The 22248-nt window shown below is 43.0% G+C and carries 33 protein-coding genes; 27 read left to right on the plus strand and 6 right to left on the minus strand.

The window, feature by feature from the left end; translation table 11 throughout:
- Nucleotides 1–17 precede the first annotated feature (17 nt).
- Together deoD and IGI84_RS01340 are read left to right on the plus strand one after the other, a co-directional pair.
- Complete coding sequence (deoD, locus tag IGI84_RS01335; protein ID WP_005226852.1) at nt 18–722, plus strand: purine-nucleoside phosphorylase; 705 nt, start codon at nt 18–20, stop codon at nt 720–722.
- Between the two features lie 198 nt (nt 723–920).
- A complete protein-coding gene (locus IGI84_RS01340; protein ID WP_081118826.1) occupies nt 921–2108 on the plus strand; it encodes an iron-containing alcohol dehydrogenase in 1188 nt (395 codons plus the stop codon).
- 53 nt (nt 2109–2161) lie between these two features.
- On the opposite strand, the gene IGI84_RS01345 is transcribed toward IGI84_RS01340, so the two are convergent.
- The 4 genes from IGI84_RS01345 to rpiA form a co-directional block, all read right to left on the minus strand.
- Nucleotides 2162–2809 (minus strand): SGNH/GDSL hydrolase family protein, encoded by a 648-nt coding sequence (locus IGI84_RS01345; protein WP_077453913.1) that lies wholly within the window; start codon nt 2807–2809, stop codon nt 2162–2164.
- Between the two features lie 101 nt (nt 2810–2910).
- Nucleotides 2911–3597 carry a 2,3-diphosphoglycerate-dependent phosphoglycerate mutase gene (gene gpmA / locus IGI84_RS01350; protein WP_005226871.1) on the minus strand — a complete coding sequence of 229 codons (687 nt, stop codon included), beginning with the start codon at nt 3595–3597 and terminating at the stop codon, nt 2911–2913.
- 192 nt (nt 3598–3789) lie between these two features.
- Nucleotides 3790–4371, minus strand: coding sequence for a recombinase family protein (locus IGI84_RS01355; protein ID WP_077453912.1), 582 nt, complete (start codon nt 4369–4371; stop codon nt 3790–3792).
- 151 nt (nt 4372–4522) lie between these two features.
- A complete protein-coding gene (rpiA, locus tag IGI84_RS01360; protein WP_081118828.1) occupies nt 4523–5197 on the minus strand; it encodes a ribose-5-phosphate isomerase RpiA in 675 nt (224 codons plus the stop codon).
- A gap of 303 nt (nt 5198–5500) precedes the next feature.
- On the opposite strand from rpiA, the gene rpsL reads away from it, so the two are divergent.
- The 4 genes from rpsL (at nt 5501) to tuf (ending at nt 9956) form a co-directional block, all read left to right on the plus strand.
- Entirely contained in the window at nt 5501–5914 is a 414-nt protein-coding gene (gene rpsL / locus IGI84_RS01365) for a 30S ribosomal protein S12 (RefSeq protein ID WP_003127956.1), read from the plus strand.
- 70 nt (nt 5915–5984) lie between these two features.
- Nucleotides 5985–6455 (plus strand): 30S ribosomal protein S7, encoded by a 471-nt coding sequence (gene rpsG / locus IGI84_RS01370; protein WP_003127957.1) that lies wholly within the window; start codon nt 5985–5987, stop codon nt 6453–6455.
- Between the two features lie 80 nt (nt 6456–6535).
- A complete protein-coding gene (gene fusA / locus IGI84_RS01375; protein ID WP_077453910.1) occupies nt 6536–8620 on the plus strand; it encodes an elongation factor G in 2085 nt (694 codons plus the stop codon).
- 148 nt (nt 8621–8768) lie between these two features.
- A complete protein-coding gene (gene tuf / locus IGI84_RS01380) occupies nt 8769–9956 on the plus strand; it encodes an elongation factor Tu (RefSeq protein WP_005226902.1) in 1188 nt (395 codons plus the stop codon).
- Between the two features lie 130 nt (nt 9957–10086).
- On the opposite strand, the gene IGI84_RS01385 is transcribed toward tuf, so the two are convergent.
- On the minus strand, nt 10087–10812 hold the full coding sequence (locus IGI84_RS01385; protein WP_081118829.1) for a nitroreductase family protein: 726 nt from the start codon (nt 10810–10812) through the stop codon (nt 10087–10089).
- A complete protein-coding gene (locus IGI84_RS01390) occupies nt 10796–12241 on the minus strand; it encodes a PLP-dependent aminotransferase family protein (RefSeq protein ID WP_081118830.1) in 1446 nt (481 codons plus the stop codon). The genes IGI84_RS01385 and IGI84_RS01390 overlap by 17 nt, the downstream gene beginning before the upstream one ends.
- Before the next feature lie 107 nt (nt 12242–12348).
- On the opposite strand from IGI84_RS01390, the gene thiD reads away from it, so the two are divergent.
- The 21 genes from thiD to rpmD all read left to right on the plus strand — a co-directional run bounded on the left by thiD (nt 12349) and on the right by rpmD (nt 22240).
- On the plus strand, nt 12349–13179 hold the full coding sequence (thiD, locus tag IGI84_RS01395) for a bifunctional hydroxymethylpyrimidine kinase/phosphomethylpyrimidine kinase (RefSeq protein WP_081118831.1): 831 nt from the start codon (nt 12349–12351) through the stop codon (nt 13177–13179).
- 339 nt (nt 13180–13518) lie between these two features.
- Nucleotides 13519–13827, plus strand: a complete 309-nt coding sequence (gene rpsJ, locus IGI84_RS01400; protein ID WP_003127966.1) for a 30S ribosomal protein S10 — start codon at nt 13519–13521, stop codon at nt 13825–13827.
- Nucleotides 13828–13849: 22 nt separating this feature from the next.
- A complete protein-coding gene (gene rplC, locus IGI84_RS01405; RefSeq protein WP_003127967.1) occupies nt 13850–14479 on the plus strand; it encodes a 50S ribosomal protein L3 in 630 nt (209 codons plus the stop codon).
- A 29-nt stretch (nt 14480–14508) separates the two neighbouring features.
- Entirely contained in the window at nt 14509–15132 is a 624-nt protein-coding gene (gene rplD, locus IGI84_RS01410) for a 50S ribosomal protein L4 (protein ID WP_005226910.1), read from the plus strand.
- The gene (locus IGI84_RS01415) at nt 15132–15425 is read left to right on the plus strand and encodes a 50S ribosomal protein L23 (protein WP_005226911.1); all 294 of its coding nucleotides are present in this window, start codon (nt 15132–15134) and stop codon (nt 15423–15425) included. The genes rplD and IGI84_RS01415 overlap by 1 nt, the downstream gene beginning before the upstream one ends.
- A gap of 39 nt (nt 15426–15464) precedes the next feature.
- On the plus strand, nt 15465–16298 hold the full coding sequence (gene rplB / locus IGI84_RS01420) for a 50S ribosomal protein L2 (protein ID WP_005226912.1): 834 nt from the start codon (nt 15465–15467) through the stop codon (nt 16296–16298).
- A 42-nt stretch (nt 16299–16340) separates the two neighbouring features.
- On the plus strand, nt 16341–16619 hold the full coding sequence (rpsS, locus tag IGI84_RS01425) for a 30S ribosomal protein S19 (RefSeq protein ID WP_005226914.1): 279 nt from the start codon (nt 16341–16343) through the stop codon (nt 16617–16619).
- Nucleotides 16620–16642: 23 nt separating this feature from the next.
- Entirely contained in the window at nt 16643–16990 is a 348-nt protein-coding gene (gene rplV / locus IGI84_RS01430) for a 50S ribosomal protein L22 (RefSeq protein ID WP_003127973.1), read from the plus strand.
- Nucleotides 16991–17003: 13 nt separating this feature from the next.
- Nucleotides 17004–17660, plus strand: coding sequence for a 30S ribosomal protein S3 (gene rpsC, locus IGI84_RS01435; protein WP_005226916.1), 657 nt, complete (start codon nt 17004–17006; stop codon nt 17658–17660).
- 2 nt (nt 17661–17662) lie between these two features.
- Nucleotides 17663–18097: a 50S ribosomal protein L16 gene (rplP, locus tag IGI84_RS01440; protein ID WP_005226918.1), complete on the plus strand. Its 435-nt coding sequence runs from the start codon at nt 17663–17665 to the stop codon at nt 18095–18097.
- Nucleotides 18087–18275 carry a 50S ribosomal protein L29 gene (gene rpmC, locus IGI84_RS01445; RefSeq protein ID WP_002288664.1) on the plus strand — a complete coding sequence of 63 codons (189 nt, stop codon included), beginning with the start codon at nt 18087–18089 and terminating at the stop codon, nt 18273–18275. Before rplP ends, rpmC begins: the two co-directional genes overlap by 11 nt.
- Nucleotides 18276–18299: 24 nt before the next feature.
- Nucleotides 18300–18566, plus strand: a complete 267-nt coding sequence (gene rpsQ, locus IGI84_RS01450; RefSeq protein WP_003128005.1) for a 30S ribosomal protein S17 — start codon at nt 18300–18302, stop codon at nt 18564–18566.
- 60 nt (nt 18567–18626) lie between these two features.
- Complete coding sequence (gene rplN, locus IGI84_RS01455; protein ID WP_003128006.1) at nt 18627–18995, plus strand: 50S ribosomal protein L14; 369 nt, start codon at nt 18627–18629, stop codon at nt 18993–18995.
- A gap of 35 nt (nt 18996–19030) precedes the next feature.
- Complete coding sequence (gene rplX, locus IGI84_RS01460; RefSeq protein WP_003128007.1) at nt 19031–19342, plus strand: 50S ribosomal protein L24; 312 nt, start codon at nt 19031–19033, stop codon at nt 19340–19342.
- Between the two features lie 27 nt (nt 19343–19369).
- Nucleotides 19370–19909, plus strand: a complete 540-nt coding sequence (gene rplE / locus IGI84_RS01465; RefSeq protein WP_005227088.1) for a 50S ribosomal protein L5 — start codon at nt 19370–19372, stop codon at nt 19907–19909.
- An 18-nt stretch (nt 19910–19927) separates the two neighbouring features.
- Nucleotides 19928–20113 carry a type Z 30S ribosomal protein S14 gene (locus IGI84_RS01470; protein ID WP_003128010.1) on the plus strand — a complete coding sequence of 62 codons (186 nt, stop codon included), beginning with the start codon at nt 19928–19930 and terminating at the stop codon, nt 20111–20113.
- 32 nt (nt 20114–20145) lie between these two features.
- A complete protein-coding gene (gene rpsH / locus IGI84_RS01475) occupies nt 20146–20544 on the plus strand; it encodes a 30S ribosomal protein S8 (RefSeq protein WP_005227093.1) in 399 nt (132 codons plus the stop codon).
- Between the two features lie 31 nt (nt 20545–20575).
- Nucleotides 20576–21112, plus strand: a complete 537-nt coding sequence (gene rplF / locus IGI84_RS01480; protein WP_005227095.1) for a 50S ribosomal protein L6 — start codon at nt 20576–20578, stop codon at nt 21110–21112.
- Between the two features lie 57 nt (nt 21113–21169).
- Entirely contained in the window at nt 21170–21526 is a 357-nt protein-coding gene (gene rplR, locus IGI84_RS01485; protein WP_081118833.1) for a 50S ribosomal protein L18, read from the plus strand.
- A gap of 20 nt (nt 21527–21546) precedes the next feature.
- On the plus strand, nt 21547–22047 hold the full coding sequence (gene rpsE, locus IGI84_RS01490; RefSeq protein ID WP_003128014.1) for a 30S ribosomal protein S5: 501 nt from the start codon (nt 21547–21549) through the stop codon (nt 22045–22047).
- Nucleotides 22048–22060: 13 nt separating this feature from the next.
- Nucleotides 22061–22240, plus strand: coding sequence for a 50S ribosomal protein L30 (gene rpmD / locus IGI84_RS01495; RefSeq protein WP_003128015.1), 180 nt, complete (start codon nt 22061–22063; stop codon nt 22238–22240).
- Nucleotides 22241–22248 lie beyond the last annotated feature (8 nt).

Here is a 22248-nt window from a genome sequence, read left to right on the forward strand (position 1 = left end):
CCAAAGGAGAAAAACGAATGAGCGTTCATATCGAAGCAAAAGCAGGCGAGATCGCAGACAAAATCTTGTTACCAGGTGATCCACTGCGGGCAAAATATATTGCTGAAACATTTTTAGAAGATCCGATCTGTTACAACAATGTTCGGGGGATGCTGGGCTATACAGGCGTATATAAGGGCGAGCGAGTCTCTGTCCAAGGAACTGGCATGGGCATGCCTTCAGCGAGCATCTATGCCCATGAATTGATCAACTCTTACGGCGTGAAGAAATTGATTCGGGTCGGTACGTGTGGTGCCATCTCAAAAGATGTCCACGTGCGTGATCTTGTGATTGCCCAAGCGGCAGCAACAAGTTCATCGATGGTGGCAAAAAACTTCCAAAGTTTCCATTTCCCACCAATCGCTGACTTTGCACTGCTACGTAAAGCCTATGATACAGCGATCGAATCAGGATTTACGACCCACGTCGGCAACATCTTATCTGAAGATACCTTCTACAAAGATGACATGACGGAAACGTTACAGTTGGCAGACCTTGGGGTGATGGGTGTTGAGATGGAAGCTGCAGCCTTATACTATTTAGGGGCGAAATTCCACGTTCAAACTTTAGCGATCTGTACCGTCAGCGACCACATCATAACTGGAGAAGAAACAACGCCAGAAGAAAGACAAACGACATTTAACGACATGATCAAAGTTGGCTTAGAAACAGCGATCGCGTAAAAAAGATACCGCAGGATCGGTGCATGAACGATGCGAAGGCTGCTTGCTTTTGATAGAGCAAGCAGCCAAATCGTATTGGTTTGCATGCAACCGAGAATGTGTTATCTTTTTTTGTTGGCAAAAAGCCACGAAGAAGCGTTGCACTTTTGCCAGAAAATGGTTTAATGAAAAGAAAAGGTGTGAAAAGGAGACGAGACAATGAATAATTTTACGTTTCATGTAACGACGGACATTCGTTTTGGGAAAGACCGTCTGAACGAGCTGCCAGAGGTACTGAATACATTTGGAAAAAACGTCTTGCTAGTCTATGGTGGCGGCAGTATCAAGAAAAACGGTTTGTACGATGCAGTCATGGCGCAATTGACTGCCAACGGCAATCAAGTCACTGAATTGACTGGTGTCGATCCAAATCCACGAATCGAAACCGTTCGTCAAGGAGCCGCTCTTTGTCGTTCAGAAAAGATCGACGTCATTTTAGCTGTTGGCGGCGGTTCTGTCATTGATTGCAGCAAAGTGATCGCCGGGGCGGCTTGCAGTGAGCAAGAGCCTTGGGACTTAGTACTTTCCAGAAGCTATCAAGGGCCAGCGATTCCATTAGTAACGATCTTGACCCTTGCAGCTACCGGCAGTGAAATGAATCGCGGCGCAGTGATCTCTAATCTAGAAATGAAACAAAAACTTGGCGTTCACGGACCCGAATTTTTACCGAAAGTATCCTTTTTAGATCCAACAACGACCTTTAGTGTCAGTCGCTATCAAACGGCTGCCGGCTCAGCGGATATCATGAGCCATCTGATTGAAAATTATTTCAGTAAAACAGAAGGAACAGATGTCCAAGACGGTGTAGCAGAAGGATTGCTAAAAGCAGTCATTAAAAATCTACCCATCGCATTAAATGACCCCACAGACTATGATGCACGGGCGAATTTGATGTGGGCGAGCACTTTAGCCTTGAATGGTTTGACTGGAAGCGGCAAAGGTGGAGCGTGGTCTTGTCATGCGATGGAGCATGAGTTGAGTGCGTTTTATGACATTACCCATGGCATCGGCTTAGCGATCCTGACCCCACGCTGGATGCTTCATGTATTGAATGAAGAAACGGCGCCGAAATTTGCGCGTTTTGCCAGAGAAGTCTTTGGTGTCCAAGAAGCAGTGCCAGAATTAGCTGCCCGAATGGGGATTCAAAAACTCTATGACTTTTTTGCTTCTTGCGATATTCCGATGACTTTGCCAGAAGTAGGGATCGCCGATGACACTCATTTTGCTGAAATGGCGGCTCAAGCAGTTCAATTCAGCTCGATTGCAACAAATGCCTATGTACCGCTGCAAGAAGAAGACGTGATTGCAATCTACCAAGATTCATTGACTCCTTCAACCTATCTCTAATCATAAAAAAAGACCGTTCCTGCGACTTGGTTGTCGCGGAGCGGTCTGTTTATTTACCCTTCAGAAGAAAAAGCCAAACGGGTCATTAGCTGATCTGCAATCAAGGCGTGTCCAGCAGGAGTGGGGTGCACACCGTCATCGCCTGTCAGAGCCTGTGGGGAGCTAGCAACGGCTGCTTCGGCAAACAAGCCATCCAGCGGCAGCAGCTGACAATGAAAGGCGGCAGCTAAGCGACGAACGATTTGGATTTTCGGATCAAGATCGATGCGCCAGGTTTGGCGATCTTCAGGATATGGCAAAACAAAAGGTTCCAGTAAGAAAATCCGTGTGATCCCCTGTTGGGTCACTTGTTCCAGAATTTGACGGTAGGTTGCCTCAAAGGATGTTGCGGCCTCTTCTGAACCAAAATCGGGACCACCGGCATTGTGCCACGTGTCGTTGATCCCAATCATAAAGACCAGAACGTCAGGCGCTAATTGGAGGCAATCTTCTTGGAGACGGGCTAAGACATCGGCAGCTTTGTTGCCGCCGATCCCCCGATTATAAAAGGTAAATCCTGCAGTGGGGAATGTTTCTGCCAGCTGATCGGCAACGAGACGGGCAAACCCATGTCCTAAATCGTGGGGATCTTGGCGATCACGATCGCAATCTGTGATGCTGTCACCTAAAAATAAAACGGTATCATTTTTGACTAGTTTCATAATAAGCTCCTTTCGAGTACGCCCTCAATTATAAGAGAGGGGGGAGCAAATGCCAATAAAAAAACTGCCCTTTTTTAAAAAAGGACAGCGATAAGCGAGGCTTATAAGTAGTATTTTTTCGCAACAGTCAAATCATCGTTCAATTCATAAACAAGTGGTTGACCAGTTGGGATTTCAAGATCCATGATATCTTCGTCAGAAATACCTTCGATATGTTTTGCTAATGCACGTAGAGAGTTTCCGTGAGCCGCAACTAAGACAGTTTTGTCGTCTTTTAATGCTGGGGCGATTTCATCTTGCCAGAAAGGCAATGCACGTTCCAAAGTAACTTTTAAGTTTTCGCCACCAGGTACGTCGCGAGGGTCAAGCATTGCATAACGACGGTCGTTTGCAGCAGAACCTTCATCTGAAGCTTCCATCAATGGAGGTAAAACATCGTAAGAACGACGCCAGATGTGTACTTGTTCGTCACCGTATTTTTCAGCAGTTTCCTTTTTATTTAAACCTTGTAATTTACCGTAATGACGTTCGTTTAAGCGCCATGATTTGATCGTTGGTACCCAAAGTTGATCAGAATATTCTAAAATGTAATTACAAGTTTTGATGGCACGAGTTAAAACAGATGTGTAAGCAACGTCAAATTCGATGCCTGCTTCTTTGATTTTACGTCCGCCTTCGATTGCTTCTTCGACACCTTCTGGCGCTAGATCAACATCAGCCCAACCGGTAAACTGGTTTAATTTGTTCCATTCGCTTAGTCCATGACGAGAAAATACTAATTTTGGCATGTAAAACTCTCCTTTAGATATTCGATATTTTTCTGAAATTTTCAATTCCGTATTTATTGTACACTCTTTCTCAAAGAATTTCCATGGTTTTGGAGGAAAAGCTGGGGAAAACGCCATTCTTAAGGAAAAACAAATGAGGATCTTTAAAAAACGGACCGCTTTTGTTTTATGCTGTTCTAGGAGAGTCGACAACTATGAACGTAACTTGCGCCATTCTTCTTCGGATAATTTTATGTATTTGTAGCAGGTACCTACAGAAACACCGCATTTCTCAGAAATATATTGAATCGTTTCTTTTTTCTCGTAGTACAAATGACGGATTTTCTTGATCGTCTTCGGATCAATCTTCGGACGACCGCCAATTTTGCCTTTTTTGCGGGCTTTGTTTAAGCCGACTAACGTGCGCTCTTTGATCAATGAGCGTTCCATGATCGCAAGTCCTTCCATCAAATTGAAGTATACTTCACCCATCGGTTCACGCGTGTCGATGTTTTCTGCTAACGAAACCAAATGTAGTTCTCGCTGCTTTAATAGATCAGTAAGCTCGGTCAGCTGTCGGGTCGTTTTTCCTAAACGATGCAGTTCCGTAACAACTAAAGTGTCGCCGGGCTGCATCTGGGCCACCACTGACTCCAATGAATGATTTTCTTCACTTTCTTCCAAGCTATAGGTTTCGTGGAAATAGTCATTACAACCGAATTCCTTAAGTTTGTTTATTTGTTCACTTGTGGAGTTATCGGTAATCGTTGAGCGAGCATAACCTATGATTTTCATAAAACCCTCCTACCTTTCCCTTTTTATTGAATGTATCATAATTACTTCTTAAATGATAGGGTAATTTGCACAAAAAAGCATAAAAACAAGTATGATTGAAGATAAATAACAAAAAAGAAGAAGCGATGAGGCTTCTTCTTTTTTGTTATTCTTAGCGGACCTGCTTTGTACTTGGTCCTGTAGGTAGACCAATGATGATGGTGTGAACCATATCCAAAAACAAACCGTGTTCCACCACGCCGACCGTAGCATCTAATTCTTGTGCCAACTCAGTAGGAGCGGTGATTGTTTCTAGATGGAGATCGATGATGTAATTGCCACAATCTGTTTTTAATGGTTCGCCTTCTTCATTTAAACGTAGTTTTGGACGATAGTTTTTCTTATCGAAAAGACGTAGCAGTTGTTGACTACCATAAGGAATCACTTCCACTGGAAGGGGAAAGGCACCAAGTGTCTCGACCATTTTGGATTCATCCACGATCCACAAGACTTTCTTGGAGTTAGACGCCACGATTTTTTCAAACAAAAGAGCCGCACCGCCCCCTTTGATCCCATGGTAATCCTGGCTGATCTCATCTGCACCATCGATCGTAAGATCCACAGCATCCACTTCATCAATGGTGCGAATCGGGATGCCTAGCCCTTCTGCTTGTCTTTTCGATGCCCAAGAAGTGGGGACACCAGTGATCGATAGACCCTCTTCTTTTACACGTCGACCCAGTTCTTCAATCATGTAGTAGGCTGTTGAGCCAGTGCCCAAACCAACCACCATGCCGTCTTTTACATAACCAGCCGCTTCAATGCCGACCATTTCTTTTAGGTTCATTTTCTTCCCGCCTTTTTTAATAGATGCTTTGTTTCTATTATAAAGGAAGAAGTGTAAAAATTGCGGATTTTTTCGTAACAGATTTCTTTTGAAAAAAGCTCGGGAGGATACTTGACAGGTAAGAATAAGCATGATATTCTATCAAAGGTGCTTTATCTACAGGTCTCTCGTTGGAGACGTGCTGACTGTCTATCAAAGCATAGTTGATATGAATGCAGAGAATGCATTATTTTTTATCGCAAAAAAAGAACCACCTGGATGTGTGGAACTATAAAGCGAATCAAGGAAGGAGGACAACTAGGGATGCCTACAATTAATCAATTAGTACGTAAACCTCGTAAATCCAAGGTTGAAAAATCAAATTCACCAGCATTGAACAAAGGATATAACAGTTTCAAGAAAGCTCAAACGAATGTTAACTCACCTCAAAAGCGTGGGGTAGCTACTCGTGTGGGAACTATGACACCGAAAAAACCGAACTCAGCTCTACGTAAATATGCGCGTGTTCGTTTGTCAAACTTGATTGAAGTGACAGCTTATATTCCAGGTATCGGACACAACTTACAAGAACACAGCGTGGTCTTGTTACGTGGTGGACGTGTAAAAGACTTACCAGGGGTACGTTACCATATCGTTCGTGGTGCATTGGATACTGCCGGTGTTAACGATCGTAAACAATCTCGTTCTAAATATGGTACAAAACGTCCTAAAGCTTAATCTTTAAGACAAACAGATCAAATGAATCTTATTTAAATCAGAACTGATATCTCGGAAGGAGGAGTTACGGATGCCTCGTAAAGGTCCTGTTGCAAAACGTGATGTTTTACCAGATCCTATTTATAACTCAAAATTAGTAACTCGTTTGATCAACCGTGTAATGGTTGATGGTAAACGCGGTGTTGCTGCAAATATTATCTACAATGCTTTTGGCATTATCAAAGAATCTACAGGAAATGATCCATTGGAAGTTTTCGAACAAGCAATGAAAAACATTATGCCTGTATTGGAAGTTAAAGCTCGCCGTGTCGGTGGTTCTAACTACCAAGTACCAGTAGAAGTACGTCCTGAACGTCGTACAACTCTAGGTCTTCGTTGGGTGGTAAACTACGCTCGTTTGCGTGGCGAACACACAATGGAAGAACGTCTTGCAAAAGAAATCATGGATGCAGCAAACAACACTGGTGCTTCTGTGAAAAAACGCGAAGACACACACAAAATGGCGGAAGCCAACCGCGCATTTGCTCACTATCGTTGGTAAGATCCTCACTGCTTTTTATTGGAAGGTACTGAGACAACCTTAGCTTAAGTTAAGTAAGAATGAGAGGGGAACAACCTAGAATGGCAAGAGAATTTTCGCTAGAAAAAACTCGTAATATCGGGATCATGGCCCACGTTGACGCTGGTAAAACAACGACAACTGAACGTATCCTTTATTACACAGGTAAAATCCATAAAATTGGAGAAACACATGAAGGTGCTTCTCAAATGGACTGGATGGAACAAGAACAAGAACGTGGGATCACAATCACTTCTGCTGCGACAACTGCGCAATGGAAAGAAAACCGCGTAAATATCATCGATACACCAGGACACGTGGATTTCACGATCGAAGTTCAACGTTCATTGCGTGTACTTGATGGTGCTGTAACTGTATTGGACTCACAATCAGGTGTAGAACCTCAAACAGAAACAGTTTGGCGTCAAGCGACAGACTACCGCGTACCACGTATCGTATTCTGTAACAAAATGGACAAAATTGGTGCAGACTTCTTATACTCTGTATCAACTTTACATGATCGTTTACAAGCAAATGCTCACCCAATCCAATTACCAATTGGTGCGGAAGATGACTTTACTGGTATTATCGACTTAGTAAAAATGAAAGCTGAAATCTACACAAATGACTTAGGAACTGAAATCCAAGAGACTGAAATTCCTGAAGAATACGTAGAATTAGCTGAAGAATGGCGCGAAAAATTAATCGAAGCTGTTGCGGATACTGACGAAGAACTAATGATGAAATTCTTGGACGGTGAAGAAATCACTGAAGAAGAATTGAAAGCTGGTATTCGTCAAGCAACATTGACTGTTGACTTTTTCCCTGTTCTTTGCGGATCTGCCTTTAAAAACAAAGGGGTTCAATTGATGTTGGATGCAGTCATCGACTACTTGCCTTCACCACTTGATGTTCCTGCGATCAAAGGGGTAAATCCTAAAACAGACGAAGAAACTGATCGTCCGGCTGACGATGAAGCACCATTTGCTTCATTAGCATTTAAAGTAATGACTGACCCATTCGTAGGTCGTTTGACATTCTTCCGTGTGTATTCAGGTATCTTGAACTCTGGATCATACGTATTGAATGCTTCAAAAGGCAAACGCGAACGTATCGGTCGTATCCTACAAATGCACGCCAACACACGTGCTGAAATCCAAACAGTATACTCAGGCGATATCGCCGCTGCTGTTGGTTTGAAAGACACAACAACTGGGGATACACTATGTGATGAAAAAGCACCAGTAATCCTTGAATCAATCGAATTCCCAGAACCAGTTATCGAAGTCGCTGTTGAGCCTAAATCAAAAGCTGACCAAGATAAAATGGGGGTTGCTTTACAAAAACTTGCTGAAGAAGATCCATCATTCCGTGTGGAAACAAACGCTGAAACAGGCGAAACTGTTATCGCTGGTATGGGAGAACTTCACTTGGACGTCTTAGTTGACCGTATGCGTCGCGAATTTAAAGTTGAAGCAAACGTAGGTGCGCCTCAAGTTTCTTATCGTGAAACATTCCGTGCAGCAACACAAGCGGAAGGTAAATTTGTACGTCAGTCTGGTGGTAAAGGTCAATACGGTCACGTATGGGTCGAATTTACACCAAACGAAGAAGGTAAAGGCTTCGAATTCGAAAACGCGATTGTCGGTGGTGTGGTTCCTCGTGAATACATCCCAGCAGTTGAAAAAGGACTTGAAGACTCAATGGCGAACGGTGTCTTAGCCGGTTACCCATTAGTAGACATCAAAGCAAAACTTTATGATGGTTCATACCATGATGTCGATTCAAGTGAAACTGCCTTCCGTGTTGCAGCTTCTATGGCTTTACGTGCTGCAGCGAAGAAAGCAAACCCAGTAATTCTTGAACCAATGATGAAAGTAGTTATCACTGTACCAGAAGATTACTTAGGTGATGTTATGGGTCACGTAACTGCTCGTCGTGGACGCGTAGAAGGAATGGAAGCACACGGTAACTCACAAATCGTGAACGCAATCGTGCCATTAGCTGAAATGTTCGGTTACGCAACAACACTTCGTTCATCAACACAAGGTCGCGGTACGTTCATGATGACATTTGATCACTATGAAGATGTACCTAAATCTGTTCAAGAAGAAATCATCAAGAAAAACGGCGGCAAAGCTGAATAATTGATGGAAGTATAGGAAATTAAGTAAAAAGCTATATTTTTTTCTGAGTTTCGTGTACAATATTATCGATGATAAGGGATGGGGAGCTGCGGCTCCCTACCTATCAAATATAAAAAATAAACTGCATTTTTAGGAGGAACATTTTAAAATGGCAAAAGAAAAATTTGACCGTTCTAAACCCCACGTAAACATTGGTACGATCGGACACGTTGACCATGGTAAAACTACACTTACAGCTGCTATCACAACTGTATTATCTAAAAAAGGTTTGGCTCAAGCTTCAGCTTACGACCAAATCGATGGCGCTCCAGAAGAACGTGAACGCGGAATCACTATCTCAACTGCTCACGTTGAGTACGAAACTGAAGCACGTCACTATGCTCACGTTGACTGCCCAGGACACGCGGACTACGTTAAAAACATGATCACTGGTGCTGCTCAAATGGACGGCGCGATCTTAGTAGTATCTGCTGCTGATGGTCCTATGCCTCAAACACGTGAACACATCTTGTTATCACGTAACGTTGGTGTACCATACATCGTTGTTTTCTTAAACAAAATGGATATGGTTGATGACGAAGAATTACTAGAATTAGTTGAAATGGAAGTTCGTGACTTATTGTCAGAATATGACTTCCCAGGCGACGATGTTCCTGTAATCGCTGGTTCTGCTTTGAAAGCTCTTGAAGGCGATGCTTCATACGAAGAAAAAATCATGGAATTAATGGCTGCAGTTGACGAATACGTTCCAACTCCAGAACGTGACACTGACAAACCATTCATGATGCCAGTCGAAGACGTATTCTCAATCACTGGACGTGGTACTGTTGCTACAGGCCGTGTTGAACGTGGACAAGTTCGCGTTGGTGACGAAGTTGAAATCGTTGGTATTGCTGAAGAAACTGCTAAAACAACTGTAACTGGTGTTGAAATGTTCCGTAAATTGTTAGACTATGCTGAAGCAGGGGATAACATTGGTGCATTGCTACGTGGGGTTGCTCGTGAAGACATCCAACGTGGACAAGTATTGGCTAAAGCTGGTACAATCACACCTCATACAAAATTTAAAGCTGAAGTTTACGTTTTAACAAAAGAAGAAGGTGGACGTCATACACCATTCTTCACTAACTACCGTCCTCAGTTCTACTTCCGTACAACTGACGTAACTGGTGTTGTTGAATTACCAGAAGGAACTGAAATGGTTATGCCTGGTGATAACGTAACAATCGACGTTGAATTGATCCACCCAATCGCTATCGAAGACGGAACTCGTTTCTCAATTCGTGAAGGCGGACGTACTGTTGGTTCAGGCGTTGTAACTTCAATCCAAGCTTAATTTGATTGATCGAAGAGCAAAAGCGTACGCGCTTTTGCTCTTTTTTTTCGACTCTTGTAGAAAAAAAGCCGCGCTCTCTAGCGTTGATGAATCCGTTACGGTTCATCGAAGCTAAAGAGAGCGGTGCTTTTTATTTTATTAGTTTTTGCTTCTTCAAGAAGGCGTCAAATCCTTGGTCAGGGCGATTGCTGTAAAAACCAGCAAATTTTTCTGACCATGGTTTGGTCTCACGGGCTTCTCCAAAAGCAGTCATCGTTTGATCGTAGGCTTCGATCGCATCATAAGAATAGTCCTGGTAGTGGTTGTAATGAATGACCGCTTCTTCTGGCAAGCGAGGTTTGACCTTCATTTCTACGATTGGTTTACCGATGCTCAAGCCAGCCACAGGATAGACGTATTCCGGTAAGTGCAGCAATTCAGCGATTTTGGCGCTGTCTTTGCGGACACTGCCAGAAATGACGGTGCCTAAGCCCAGTGATTCAGCAGCGATCGCACCAGATTGCAAAGCGATGCTGGCATCAGTGGTGGCGATCAATAAAGGCTGATAGCCCTCATCGATTGGATAGGGGGTCTGTTTTTTGTCAGCAACTTTTTTGGTTCGGTTTAAATCTGCGAGAAACAGCAGAAAGAGCGAACTTGCTGCGATATGAGGATTGCCAGGATTCCATTCGACCATTTGCTGGCGGATCTGCGGGTCGTCGATCACTAAGATCGAATAGGCTTGCCCGTTCATCCAGCTAGGTGCTTGACGAGCCGCAGTCAAAATCGCGGTTACTTGCTCTTGGCTCAAGCGATAGTCAGGGTCAAATTGTCGGTAAGTGCGGTGGTTGTGCAAAAGCTCAATGGTTTCGTTCATAGGTTTGCTCCTTTAACTGTTGGGTGATTTTTGTGAATTGTTCTTGAAATCGTGGTAAATCATCTTTGGCTAAGCGGGTATAGTTCAAACGCAAGCCATTCGTATCGTTACTGAAAAGAAAAGCAGGTGCTACTAAGCAATCGTTCGCCAAAAAGAGCGACCAATCTTTGCGGGTCAATGTGCGATGACGCCAAGTCAACCACAGGTAAAGACCGCCTTTCGTCGGCTGCCATTGCCAATCCTCCTGAAATGCCTGCAAGAGTTGATGTAGGTCTTGCTGGCGCTGGGCCATTTCTGTAAGCAGTGTCCGCTGCTGCTGATGGTAATCAGAGGAGCGTAAGGCGATGTTGGCAAGGACTTGCGGGAAGATCGTGGTATCGATCGCCATCCGTTTTTTCGCTTGGGCAAATTGGTCGGCTAACGCTTCTGGCACCAAAAGCCAGCCGATTTTGATTGATGACCCAAGTAATTTTGAAAGCGAGCCTAAATAAATGACGGTTTCGGGAGCCATGGATTTTAGCTTGGACGGCACTTCATCAAAAGCCAACTCACTAAAAACATCATCCTCAATGATCGGTACTTGGTAAGTCTGGCAAAGGCGGATGATCGCTTGACGCCGATGCTCACTCATAGTATGCCCCGTTGGGTTTTGGAAGGTGGGGTTCAGATAGACGAATTTGATCTTCTTTTCCTTCAGCACTTTCTCCAACGCGGCGGGTCGCATCCCTTCGCTATCTTGTTTGATCCCAATCAACTGGACATTCATCGTGGAAAACAAGGGGAGAGAGAACAAGAAAGAAGGGTCCTCTGTCGCGATACAGTCCCCCGCTTGCAGCAGCACTTGCATTAGTAACGTAATTCCTTGCGTCGAACCGGCAGTAATTACTAGTTTTTGACCGCTAGTGGGCAAATTGAAGGAATCCGCAAGGTGCTGCAATAAGATTTCTTGCAGAGGCTCGTAACCAGTTGGCAAAATTTTGGTGCTTTCTTTGCGAATCTCTTCCCAGGTAAAGGCAGGAAACGTGAAGTCGGGGATCAGATCGGCAGGTAGATCACCTGTATACAGATCCAGCACATCTTTTTCAGCACGCAAATGTTGGATTTGTTGAAGGTAAGGGTCTTGCTGCAAGTAAGGGCTGCTTAAAGACGAGCGTAAATAAGAAAGTGGGGTTTGGCGGTTCCCCCAGCGGCCTTCTAATACTCGAGAACCACTGCCTTGTTTTCGTTCAATCCATCCTAAGCTTTTCAATTCATCTAACGCTTTGACGACGGTGGAACGGTTGACGTCAAAAGTCTGAGCAAGGCTGCGCTCTGGTGGTAAACGATCCCCAGGCCCATAGGTTCCTGCTTGGATCTCTTCAATAAAATGGGTCACGATCTGCTGGTAAATCGGTTGTTTCTTTTGTTTGTCAATACTTGATGAAGCCATCCTGCACCACCTTTTTCAATTGGATGGTTTAAAAATAAGCCAAATGGCTCTTTTCGTCAAGGGGAAGATTGACTATACTTAGCAAAAAGCACAAGGAGATGAAGAAGATGGAAAAAGTCCTATCAATTGCTGGGTCGGATTCAACCGGTGGTGCCGGTATCGAAGCAGATTTAAAAACGTTTCAGGAGTATGGTGTCTTTGGTTTTGCTACGATCGCTTCGATCGTCACGATGGATCCACAAGCGGGTTGGAGCCATGAAGTAACAGCAATGGAACCAGCGCTTGTCGAAAAACAATTGATCTCCGCCTTTGCAGGTGATCCGATGGATGCCCTTAAAACGGGGATGTTAGGCAATGAAGACAATATTGTACAGGCAGCGAAGATGATCCAACAGCAGCAAGTCAAAAATGTGGTGATCGATCCTGTCATTGCTTGTAAAGGGACCGCAGAAATCTTACAGCCGAAAAGTGTCGATGCCATCATCACGCAGTTGTTGCCTTTAGCAGATGTTGTCACCCCTAATTTAGTAGAAGCGGGGATTCTTTCGGGTTTGGGGGACTTGACGAGTGTGGAAGCCATGAAGCAAGCTGCTGAAAAAATCCATCAATTAGGTGCTAAATACGTCGTGATCAAAGGCGGTCATCGATTGCCAGGAGCAAAAGCCATCGACCTTGTTTATGATGGAGAATCCTTCCTCTTGTTGGAAAGTGAAAAAATCGCTACTGATTTTAATCATGGGGCAGGCTGCACCTTTTCAGCGGCGATCGCTGCCGGTCTTGCAAAAGGCAAACCCGTCGTGGAAAGTGTTCGTTTGGCGAAAGCCTTTGTCACAGCGGCAATCAAAGAAGGCGTGGTCATCAATCCTTATGTGGGCCATGTGTGGCATGGTGCCTATACCCACGCCCAAAGCCGTATGAATGAGGAAGCGCCGCAATAGCAGGTTTTCTTCTATATAAATAGGAATTGAAGAAGCGTTTAAAAGAAGCGGGCAACGCTTCTTTTTTTTGTTTCGAAACTAAAAGAAAATTTTCTGAAAGAAATGCAAAAGAATCCCGGTTTTTCCATAAAAAAAGCTTGCAATCAATGTTTATCCGTAATATAATCATAAAGGTGCTGTTTACGTAAATACGTAAGTCACACTGGCAGCAAAGAAATTTTCTGCCGGCTACGAAACGAGAGGTTGCGACACGCCCGGACGCTTTGCCATGGACGAGCGTGACGGAAAATTTTCGTGGAGCTATGTCTACTTTTCAAAATAGGCGAAGGAGGGAAAACAATGGCAAAACAAAAAATTCGTATCCGTTTAAAAGCGTATGAACATCGTATTTTAGATCAATCAGCGGATAAAATCGTAGAAACTGCAAAGAGAACTGGAGCTGGCGTATCTGGTCCAATTCCATTACCAACTGAACGCAGCTTGTACACGATCATCCGTGCGACGCACAAATACAAAGATTCACGCGAACAATTCGAAATGCGTACACACAAACGTCTAATCGACATTGTGAATCCAACACCAAAAACTGTTGATGCTTTAATGAAGCTAGACTTGCCAAGCGGTGTTAATATCGAAATCAAACTATAATAATTAAGATGGAGGTGTAATCATGACCAAAGGAATCTTAGGGAAAAAAGTGGGAATGACTCAAATCTTCACTGAATCTGGCGAATTGATTCCAGTAACTGTAGTAGAAGCTACACCAAACGTAGTGCTACAAGTGAAAACAATCGAAAATGACGGCTACGAAGCAATTCAAGTCGGCTACCAAGATATGCGTGAAGTTTTGTCTAACAAACCTGCGAAAGGTCATGTTGCAAAAGCAAACACGGCTCCTAAGCGCTTCATTCGCGAATTCAAGAATGTAGAGCTAGAGGGCTTAGAAGTAGGATCAGAAATCAAAGTTGATATTTTTGAAGCAGGAGACATCATCGATGTAACCGGCACTTCGAAAGGTAAAGGATTCCAAGGCGTTATCAAACGTCACGGACAAAGCCGCGGACCAATGGCTCACGGTTCTCGTTACCACCGTCGTCCTGGATCAATGGGTCCAGTTGCACCTAACCGTGTATTCAAAAACAAACGTCTTGCTGGACGTATGGGCGGAAATCGCATCACGATCCAAAACTTGGAAATCGTACGCGTAGACGCAGAACGCAACGTTATCTTGATCAAAGGTAATGTACCTGGCGCGAAAAAATCATTGATTACAATCAAATCAGCTGTGAAAGCTAAATAAGTAGATAGGAAGAAAGGAGGAACTAAGGAATGCCGAATGTAGCATTATTCAAACAAGATGGAAGCCAAAATGGCGAAATTACATTGAACGAAGAAATCTTCGGAATCGAACCAAATGAATCAGTTGTCTATGATGCAATCATCATGCAACGCGCTTCATTAAGACAAGGAACACACGCTGTGAAAAACCGCAGTGCCGTTCGTGGCGGTGGCCGTAAACCATGGCGCCAAAAAGGAACTGGACGTGCCCGTCAAGGTTCAATCCGTTCACCACAATGGCGTGGAGGTGGCGTAGTCTTCGGACCAACACCACGTTCATACAGCTACAAACTTCCTAAAAAAGTTCGTCGCTTAGCAATGAAATCTGTATTGTCAGAAAAAGTTGCTTCAAATAACTTGGTAGCAGTAGAAGGATTAAGCTTTGATGCTCCAAAAACAAAAGAATTCAAACAAGTTTTAGCTAACTTGACAATTGACTCTAAAGTATTGGTAGTTTTAGAATCTGAAAACGACTTTGCCGCTTTATCTGCGCGCAACTTGCCAAAAGTTTCTGTAGTTACTGCTGATAACATTAGTGTTTTAGACATCGTTTCTAACGACAAAATGTTAGTGACACAAACTGCTCTTACTCAGATCGAGGAGGTGCTTGCATAATGAACTTACTAGACGTTATTAAACGCCCAGTGATCACTGAAAAATCAATGCTTGCCATGGATGACAAGAAATACACTTTTGAAGTGGACACAAAAGCTAACAAAACTTTAGTAAAACAAGCTGTAGAAGCTGCCTTTGACGGAGTGAAAGTGGCAAACGTGAACATCATCAACGTTCGTCCTAAATTCAAACGCATGGGTAAATATGCAGGATATACAAAAAAACGTCGCAAAGCTGTTGTGACTTTAACTGAAGATTCTAAAGAAATCCAAATTTTCGAAGCTGCTGAATAAGCAACTCACGCATAAACTTTACATGGGAGGGAAAAAGACGTGGCGATTAAAAAGTACAAACCTACCACGAACGGCCGTCGTAATATGACAAGTTCTGATTTCGCTGAAATCACAACTTCAACACCAGAAAAAACATTGTTAGCTCCTTTGAAAAACAATGCTGGTCGTAACAACAACGGACGTATCACGGTTCGTCATCAAGGTGGCGGTCACAAACGTCAATACCGTTTGATCGATTTCAAACGTAACAAAGACAACGTCGTTGCTACGGTTAAAACGATTGAATATGATCCAAACCGTTCTGCTAACATTGCGTTAGTACATTACGAGGATGGAGTAAAAGCATACATCTTAGCACCTAAAGGATTAGAAGTTGGCATGACTGTCGTTTCTGGTCCAGATGCAGATATTAAAGTAGGGAATGCATTACCACTAGAAAACATTCCAGTCGGTACTGTTATCCACAACATCGAAATGAAACCTGGTAAAGGTGGACAATTGATTCGTTCAGCTGGAACAAGTGCTCAAGTACTTGGTAAAGAAGGCAAATACGTATTGATCCGCTTGAACTCTGGTGAAGTACGGATGATCTTAGCATCATGTCGTGCAACAATCGGTTCTGTTGGTAATGAACAACACGAATTGATCAACATCGGTAAAGCCGGTCGTTCTCGTTGGATGCGCAAACGCCCAACTGTACGTGGTAGCGTAATGAACCCTAATGATCACCCACACGGTGGTGGTGAAGGTAAAGCACCAATCGGACGTAAAGCACCAGTTTCTCCTTGGGGACAACCTGCACTTGGTTACAAAACACGTAACAAAAAAGCAAAATCAGACAAACTTATCGTTCGTCGTCGTAAAACTAAGTAATATACTTGACCGTGTGTCGCACATTTTGAGAGGAGGTACACCATGGGTCGTAGTTTGAAAAAAGGACCTTTTGTCGATGACCATTTGATGAAAAAGGTCGAAGCACAAGAAGGCGCTGAAAAGAAAAAAGTGATCAAAACTTGGTCACGTCGTTCTACAATTTTCCCTAATTTTATCGGATTTACAATTGCTGTGTATGATGGACGGAAACATGTACCAGTTTACATCCAAGAAGACATGGTAGGACACAAATTAGGTGAATTTGCACCAACAAGAACTTATCGCGGACATGCTGCCGATGATAAGAAAACAAGACGCTAATTTTGAGGGGAGGATATCCAAAAATGGCAGAACAAATCACATCAGCGAAAGCAACTGCTAAAACAGTCCGCGTTTCTCCTCGTAAATCTCGTCTAGTTATTGACTTAATCAGAGGGAAAAGCGTTGCTGAAGCAATCGCGATCTTAAAGTTCACACCAAATAAAGCAGCTGGAATCATCGAGAAAGTCTTGATGTCAGCTATTGCCAATGCAGAAAATAATTTTGACTTAGATGTTGAAAACTTGATTGTTTCTGAAGCATTCGTAAACGAAGGACCAACGATGAAACGTTTCCGTCCACGTGCGAAAGGTTCAGCTTCACCGATCAACAAACGTACAAGTCATATTACTGTAGTCGTATCAGAAAAATAAGGAGGGACAATCAGTGGGTCAAAAAGTACATCCAATTGGAATGCGTGTAGGCATCATCCGTGACTGGGATGCTAAATGGTATGCTGAAAAAGAGTATGCTGAATTTCTACATGAAGATTTGAAAATCCGTAAATTTATCGCATCTAAACTTGCTGATGCCGCTGTGTCTACAGTTGAGATCGAGCGTGCAGCAAACCGCGTGAATATTTCAATCCACACAGCTAAACCAGGTATGGTTATCGGTAAAGGCGGATCTGAAGTCGAAAACCTAAGAAAAGAATTAAATAGCCTAACTGGCAAACGAGTTCACATCAACATCGTTGAAATCAAAAAACCAGATTTAGATGCTAAATTAGTAGGCGAAGGAATCGCACGTCAATTAGAAAACCGTGTTGCTTTCCGTCGTGCGCAAAAACAAGCGATCCAACGCACAATGCGTTCTGGCGCTAAAGGAATCAAAACACAAGTTTCTGGCCGTCTAAATGGTGCGGATATCGCTCGTTCAGAAGGTTACTCAGAAGGAACCGTTCCACTTCATACATTACGTGCGGACATTGATTACGCATGGGAAGAAGCAGATACAACATACGGAAAACTAGGAGTTAAAGTGTGGATTTATCGTGGAGAAGTTCTTCCAACTAAAAAGAACACTGAGAAAGGAGGGAAATAAACATGTTAGTACCTAAACGTGTAAAACACCGTCGTGAGTTCCGCGGAAAAATGCGTGGCGAAGCGAAAGGCGGAAAAGAAGTAGCATTCGGTGAATACGGCTTACAAGCTGTTGAATCACACTGGATCACAAACCGTCAAATCGAAGCTGCCCGTATCGCAATGACTCGTTATATGAAACGTGGCGGGAAAGTATGGATCAAAATTTTCCCTCACAAATCTTATACTGCCAAAGCTATCGGGGTACGTATGGGTTCTGGTAAAGGGGCTCCTGAAGGATGGGTATCACCAGTTAAACGTGGTAAAATCATGTTTGAAATTGCCGGTGTACCTGAAGAAGTTGCGCGCGAAGCGCTACGTCTTGCTTCTCACAAATTACCAGTGAAAACGAAGATCGTAAAACGTGAGGAAATGGGTGGTGAATCGAATGAAGGTTAAAGAAATCAGAGAATTAACCACTGCCGAAATGCTAGATCAAGAAAAACAATTGAAAGAAGAATTGTTCAATCTTAGATTCCAATTAGCAACAGGTCAATTAGAAAACACTGCACGTATCAAAGAAGTACGTAAATCGATTGCACGCATTAAAACAGTATTGCGTGAACAAGCTAAGTAATAGTGGAAGGAGGCCATTTAGCGTATGACTGAAGAAAGAAATCAACGCAAAGTTTACCAAGGTCGCGTGGTATCAGACAAAATGGATAAAACTATCACTGTTGTCGTTGAAACAAAGAAAAACCACCCTATCTACGGCAAACGTCTGAACTATTCTAAGAAATACAAAGCACACGATGAAAACAACGAAGCAAAAGTTGGCGATATCGTGAAAATTATGGAAACTCGTCCATTATCAGCTACGAAACGTTTCCGTCTAGTAGAGATTGTTGAAAAGGCAGTGATTATCTAATCACACGAGATTTTCCTATATAGATTGTGAATTGCAAAATCTGAAAGGAGGATACACATCGTGATCCAAGCAGAAAGCCGATTAAGAGTGGCGGACAACTCAGGTGCCCGTGAAATTCTAACGATCAAAGTCCTTGGCGGATCTGGTCGTAAAACTGCCAATATTGGTGACGTGATTGTTGCTACGGTTAAACAAGCAACGCCAGGTGGGGTTGTCAAAAAAGGTGACGTCGTTAAAGCCGTTATCGTTCGTACTAAATCAGGAGCTCGTCGTACAGACGGTTCATACATCAAATTCGATGAAAATGCTGCGGTTATTATCCGTGACGATAAGAGCCCTCGTGGAACTCGTATCTTTGGCCCAGTTGCCCGCGAATTGCGTGAAGGCAACTTTATGAAGATCGTTTCCCTAGCACCAGAAGTATTGTAATAGTGATTCTTATCTAAAGGAGGTGCGAAACAAACATGTTTGTTAAAAAAGGCGATAAAGTTAAAGTTATCACTGGTAAAGACAAAAACAAAGAAGGCGTTGTGCTAGCAGCGTTTCCTAAAAAAGACAAAGTCGTTGTTGAAGGTGTCAATGTTGTCAAAAAACACCAAAAACCTTCTCAAACTGCTCCTCAAGGCGGAATCGTTGAAATGGAAGCACCAATTCATGTTTCTAACGTGATGGTGGTTGATCCATCGAACGGTGAAGCTACGCGTGTCGGTTACAAAGAAGTTGACGGCAAAAAAGTCCGCGTTTCTAAGAAAACCGGAGAAGTTCTTGATAAATAATCTGATGAAGGAAGGAGGGGCTAACAGATGAACCGCCTTAAAGAAAAATATTCAAAAGAAGTTGTCCCATCATTAATGGACAAATTTAACTACAGCTCAATCATGGAAGCACCAAAAGTTGATAAAATCGTTATCAACATGGGTGTCGGTGACGCTGTTTCTAATGCTAAAAACTTAGACAAAGCTGTTGAAGAATTACAATTGATCTCAGGTCAAAAACCATTGATCACAAAAGCGAAAAAATCTATCGCAGGATTCCGTTTACGTGAAGGAATGCCAATCGGTGCGAAAGTAACACTACGCGGCGAAAGAATGTATGAATTCTTAGATAAACTAGTAAGTGTGTCATTGCCACGTGTCCGTGACTTCCACGGTGTGAGCAAAAAAGCGTTCGACGGACGCGGAAACTACACTTTAGGTATCAAAGAACAATTGATTTTCCCTGAAGTAGATTATGATTTGATCGACAAAGTACGTGGTATGGATATCGTGATTGTAACAACAGCAAACACAGATGAAGAATCTCGTGAATTGTTGACACAATTAGGCATGCCATTCCAAAAATAAAAAAAGGAGGCGAACTACGTGGCTAAAAAATCAATGATTGCTAAAAACAAACGCCCTGCTAAATTCTCAACGCAAGAATACACTCGTTGTGAACGTTGCGGACGTCCACATTCAGTTTATCGTAAATTTCATCTTTGCCGTATTTGCTTCCGCGAACTTGCCTATAAAGGACAAATTCCCGGCGTGAAGAAAGCTAGCTGGTAAACTATACTCGCATAAAGGAGGTAAATTATCCCATGGTCATGACAGATCCAATTGCAGATTTTCTAACGCGCGTGCGTAACGCAAACATGGTTAAACACGAAAGCCTAGAAGTACCTGCTTCAAAAATCAAACGTGATATCGCTGAAATCTTGAAACGTGAAGGTTTCGTCCGCGATGTTGAATACATTGAAGATGACAAACAAGGCGTGATCCGCGTATTTCTTAAATACGGTAAAAACGGTGAACGTGTTATCACAAACTTAAAACGTATCTCTAAACCAGGCTTGCGTGCTTATGTCAAAGCTGACGAAGTACCAAAAGTATTGAATGGTCTAGGAATCGCGATTATCTCAACTTCTGACGGTGTAATCACTGACAAAGAAGCTAGAGCAAAAAATGTTGGCGGCGAAGTAGTCGCTTATGTATGGTAATTTAAAATATTCCACAAGGAGGTGCCTCTAAGTGAGTCGTATCGGTAATAAGATCGTCGTTCTTCCTGCTGGTGTTGAAATCAAGCAAAACGGAAACGACATTACAGTTAAAGGACCTAAAGGTGAATTAACACGTACTTTCTCTTCTGATATCACAATGAATATCGAAGGAAACGAAGTAACATTCACTCGTCCAAATGATAGTAAAGAAATGAAAACTATCCACGGAACTACCCGTGCAAACTTCAACAACATGGTTGTTGGTGTTTCTGAAGGTTTCCAAAAAGCGTTAGAATTAATCGGGGTTGGGTACCGTGCTCAATTACAAGGGAAAAAACTTGTATTGAACGTTGGTTACTCTCATCCAGTTGAAATCGAAGCGCCAGCTGGAATCGAAATCGAAGTTCCTTCAAACACTTCTGTGATCGTTAAAGGATCAGATAAAGAAGTCGTTGGCGAATTGGCTGCCAATATCCGTGGCGTTCGTCCTCCAGAACCTTATAAAGGCAAAGGAATTCGTTATGTTGGCGAATTTGTACGCCGTAAAGAAGGTAAAACTGGTAAATAGTCGTAATTCTTTACGACTAGCAGCTTAGGCTAGCAAAATTAAAAGAGGTGACAAATTGTGATTACAAAACCAGATAAAAACAAGACACGTCAGAAAAGACATCGTCGTGTACGTAACAAAATCTCTGGTACTGCTGAGTGCCCACGCTTAAACGTGTTCCGTTCGAACAAAAACATCTACGCACAAGTAATTGATGACGTAGCGGGTGTGACGCTAGCAAGTGCCTCTGCCTTAGACAAAGAAGTTTCAGGTGCAACAAAAACTGAACAAGCACAAGCTGTCGGTAAATTAGTCGCAGAACGTGCAGCAGCAAAAGGTATTAAAGAAGTAGTCTTTGACCGTGGTGGATACCTTTACCATGGCCGTGTAGCAGCTTTAGCTGAAGCAGCTCGCGAAAATGGACTGGAATTTTAAGAGAAGGAGGAACACCATTCATGGTTTATATTGATCCAAAACATTTGGAATTAGAAGACCGCGTTGTTGCGATCAACCGTGTAACTAAAGTTGTTAAAGGTGGACGTCGTCTACGTTTTGCTGCATTAGTTGTTGTCGGTGACAAAAACGGACACGTAGGTTTCGGTACTGGTAAAGCACAAGAAGTACCAGAAGCAATCCGTAAAGCAATCGAAGACGCGAAGAAAAACTTGGTGGAAGTACCAATGGTTGGTTCTACAATCCCTCACGAAGTTATCGGTGTATTCGGCGGCGGACGCATCCTTATGAAACCTGCTGTAGAAGGTTCTGGGGTAGCTGCTGGTGGACCAGTTCGTGCCGTATTGGAATTAGCTGGGGTAGCTGATATCACATCTAAATCTTTAGGTTCTAACACACCAATCAACGTTGTTCGCGCAACAGTTGAAGGTTTAAAACAATTAAAACGCGCTGAAGAAGTGGCAGCACTTCGCGGCAAATCAGTAGAAGAATTAATCGGTTAAGGAGGACACTATAATGGCTGAATTGAAAATTACTTTAAAACGCAGTATTATCGGACGTCCCCAAAACCAACGTGATACTGTAAAAGCGTTAGGTCTTACAAAGTTGAACTCAACAGTTGTAAAACCTGCTAATGATGCAATCAAAGGCATGGTTAACACTGTTTCTCACTTAGTGGACGTTGAAGAGGTCTAAGGATCAGC

Source organism: Enterococcus sp. DIV0008 (assembly GCF_050542615.1).
In the GTDB taxonomy this organism is placed as follows: Bacteria; Bacillota; Bacilli; order Lactobacillales; family Enterococcaceae; genus Enterococcus_D; species Enterococcus_D innesii.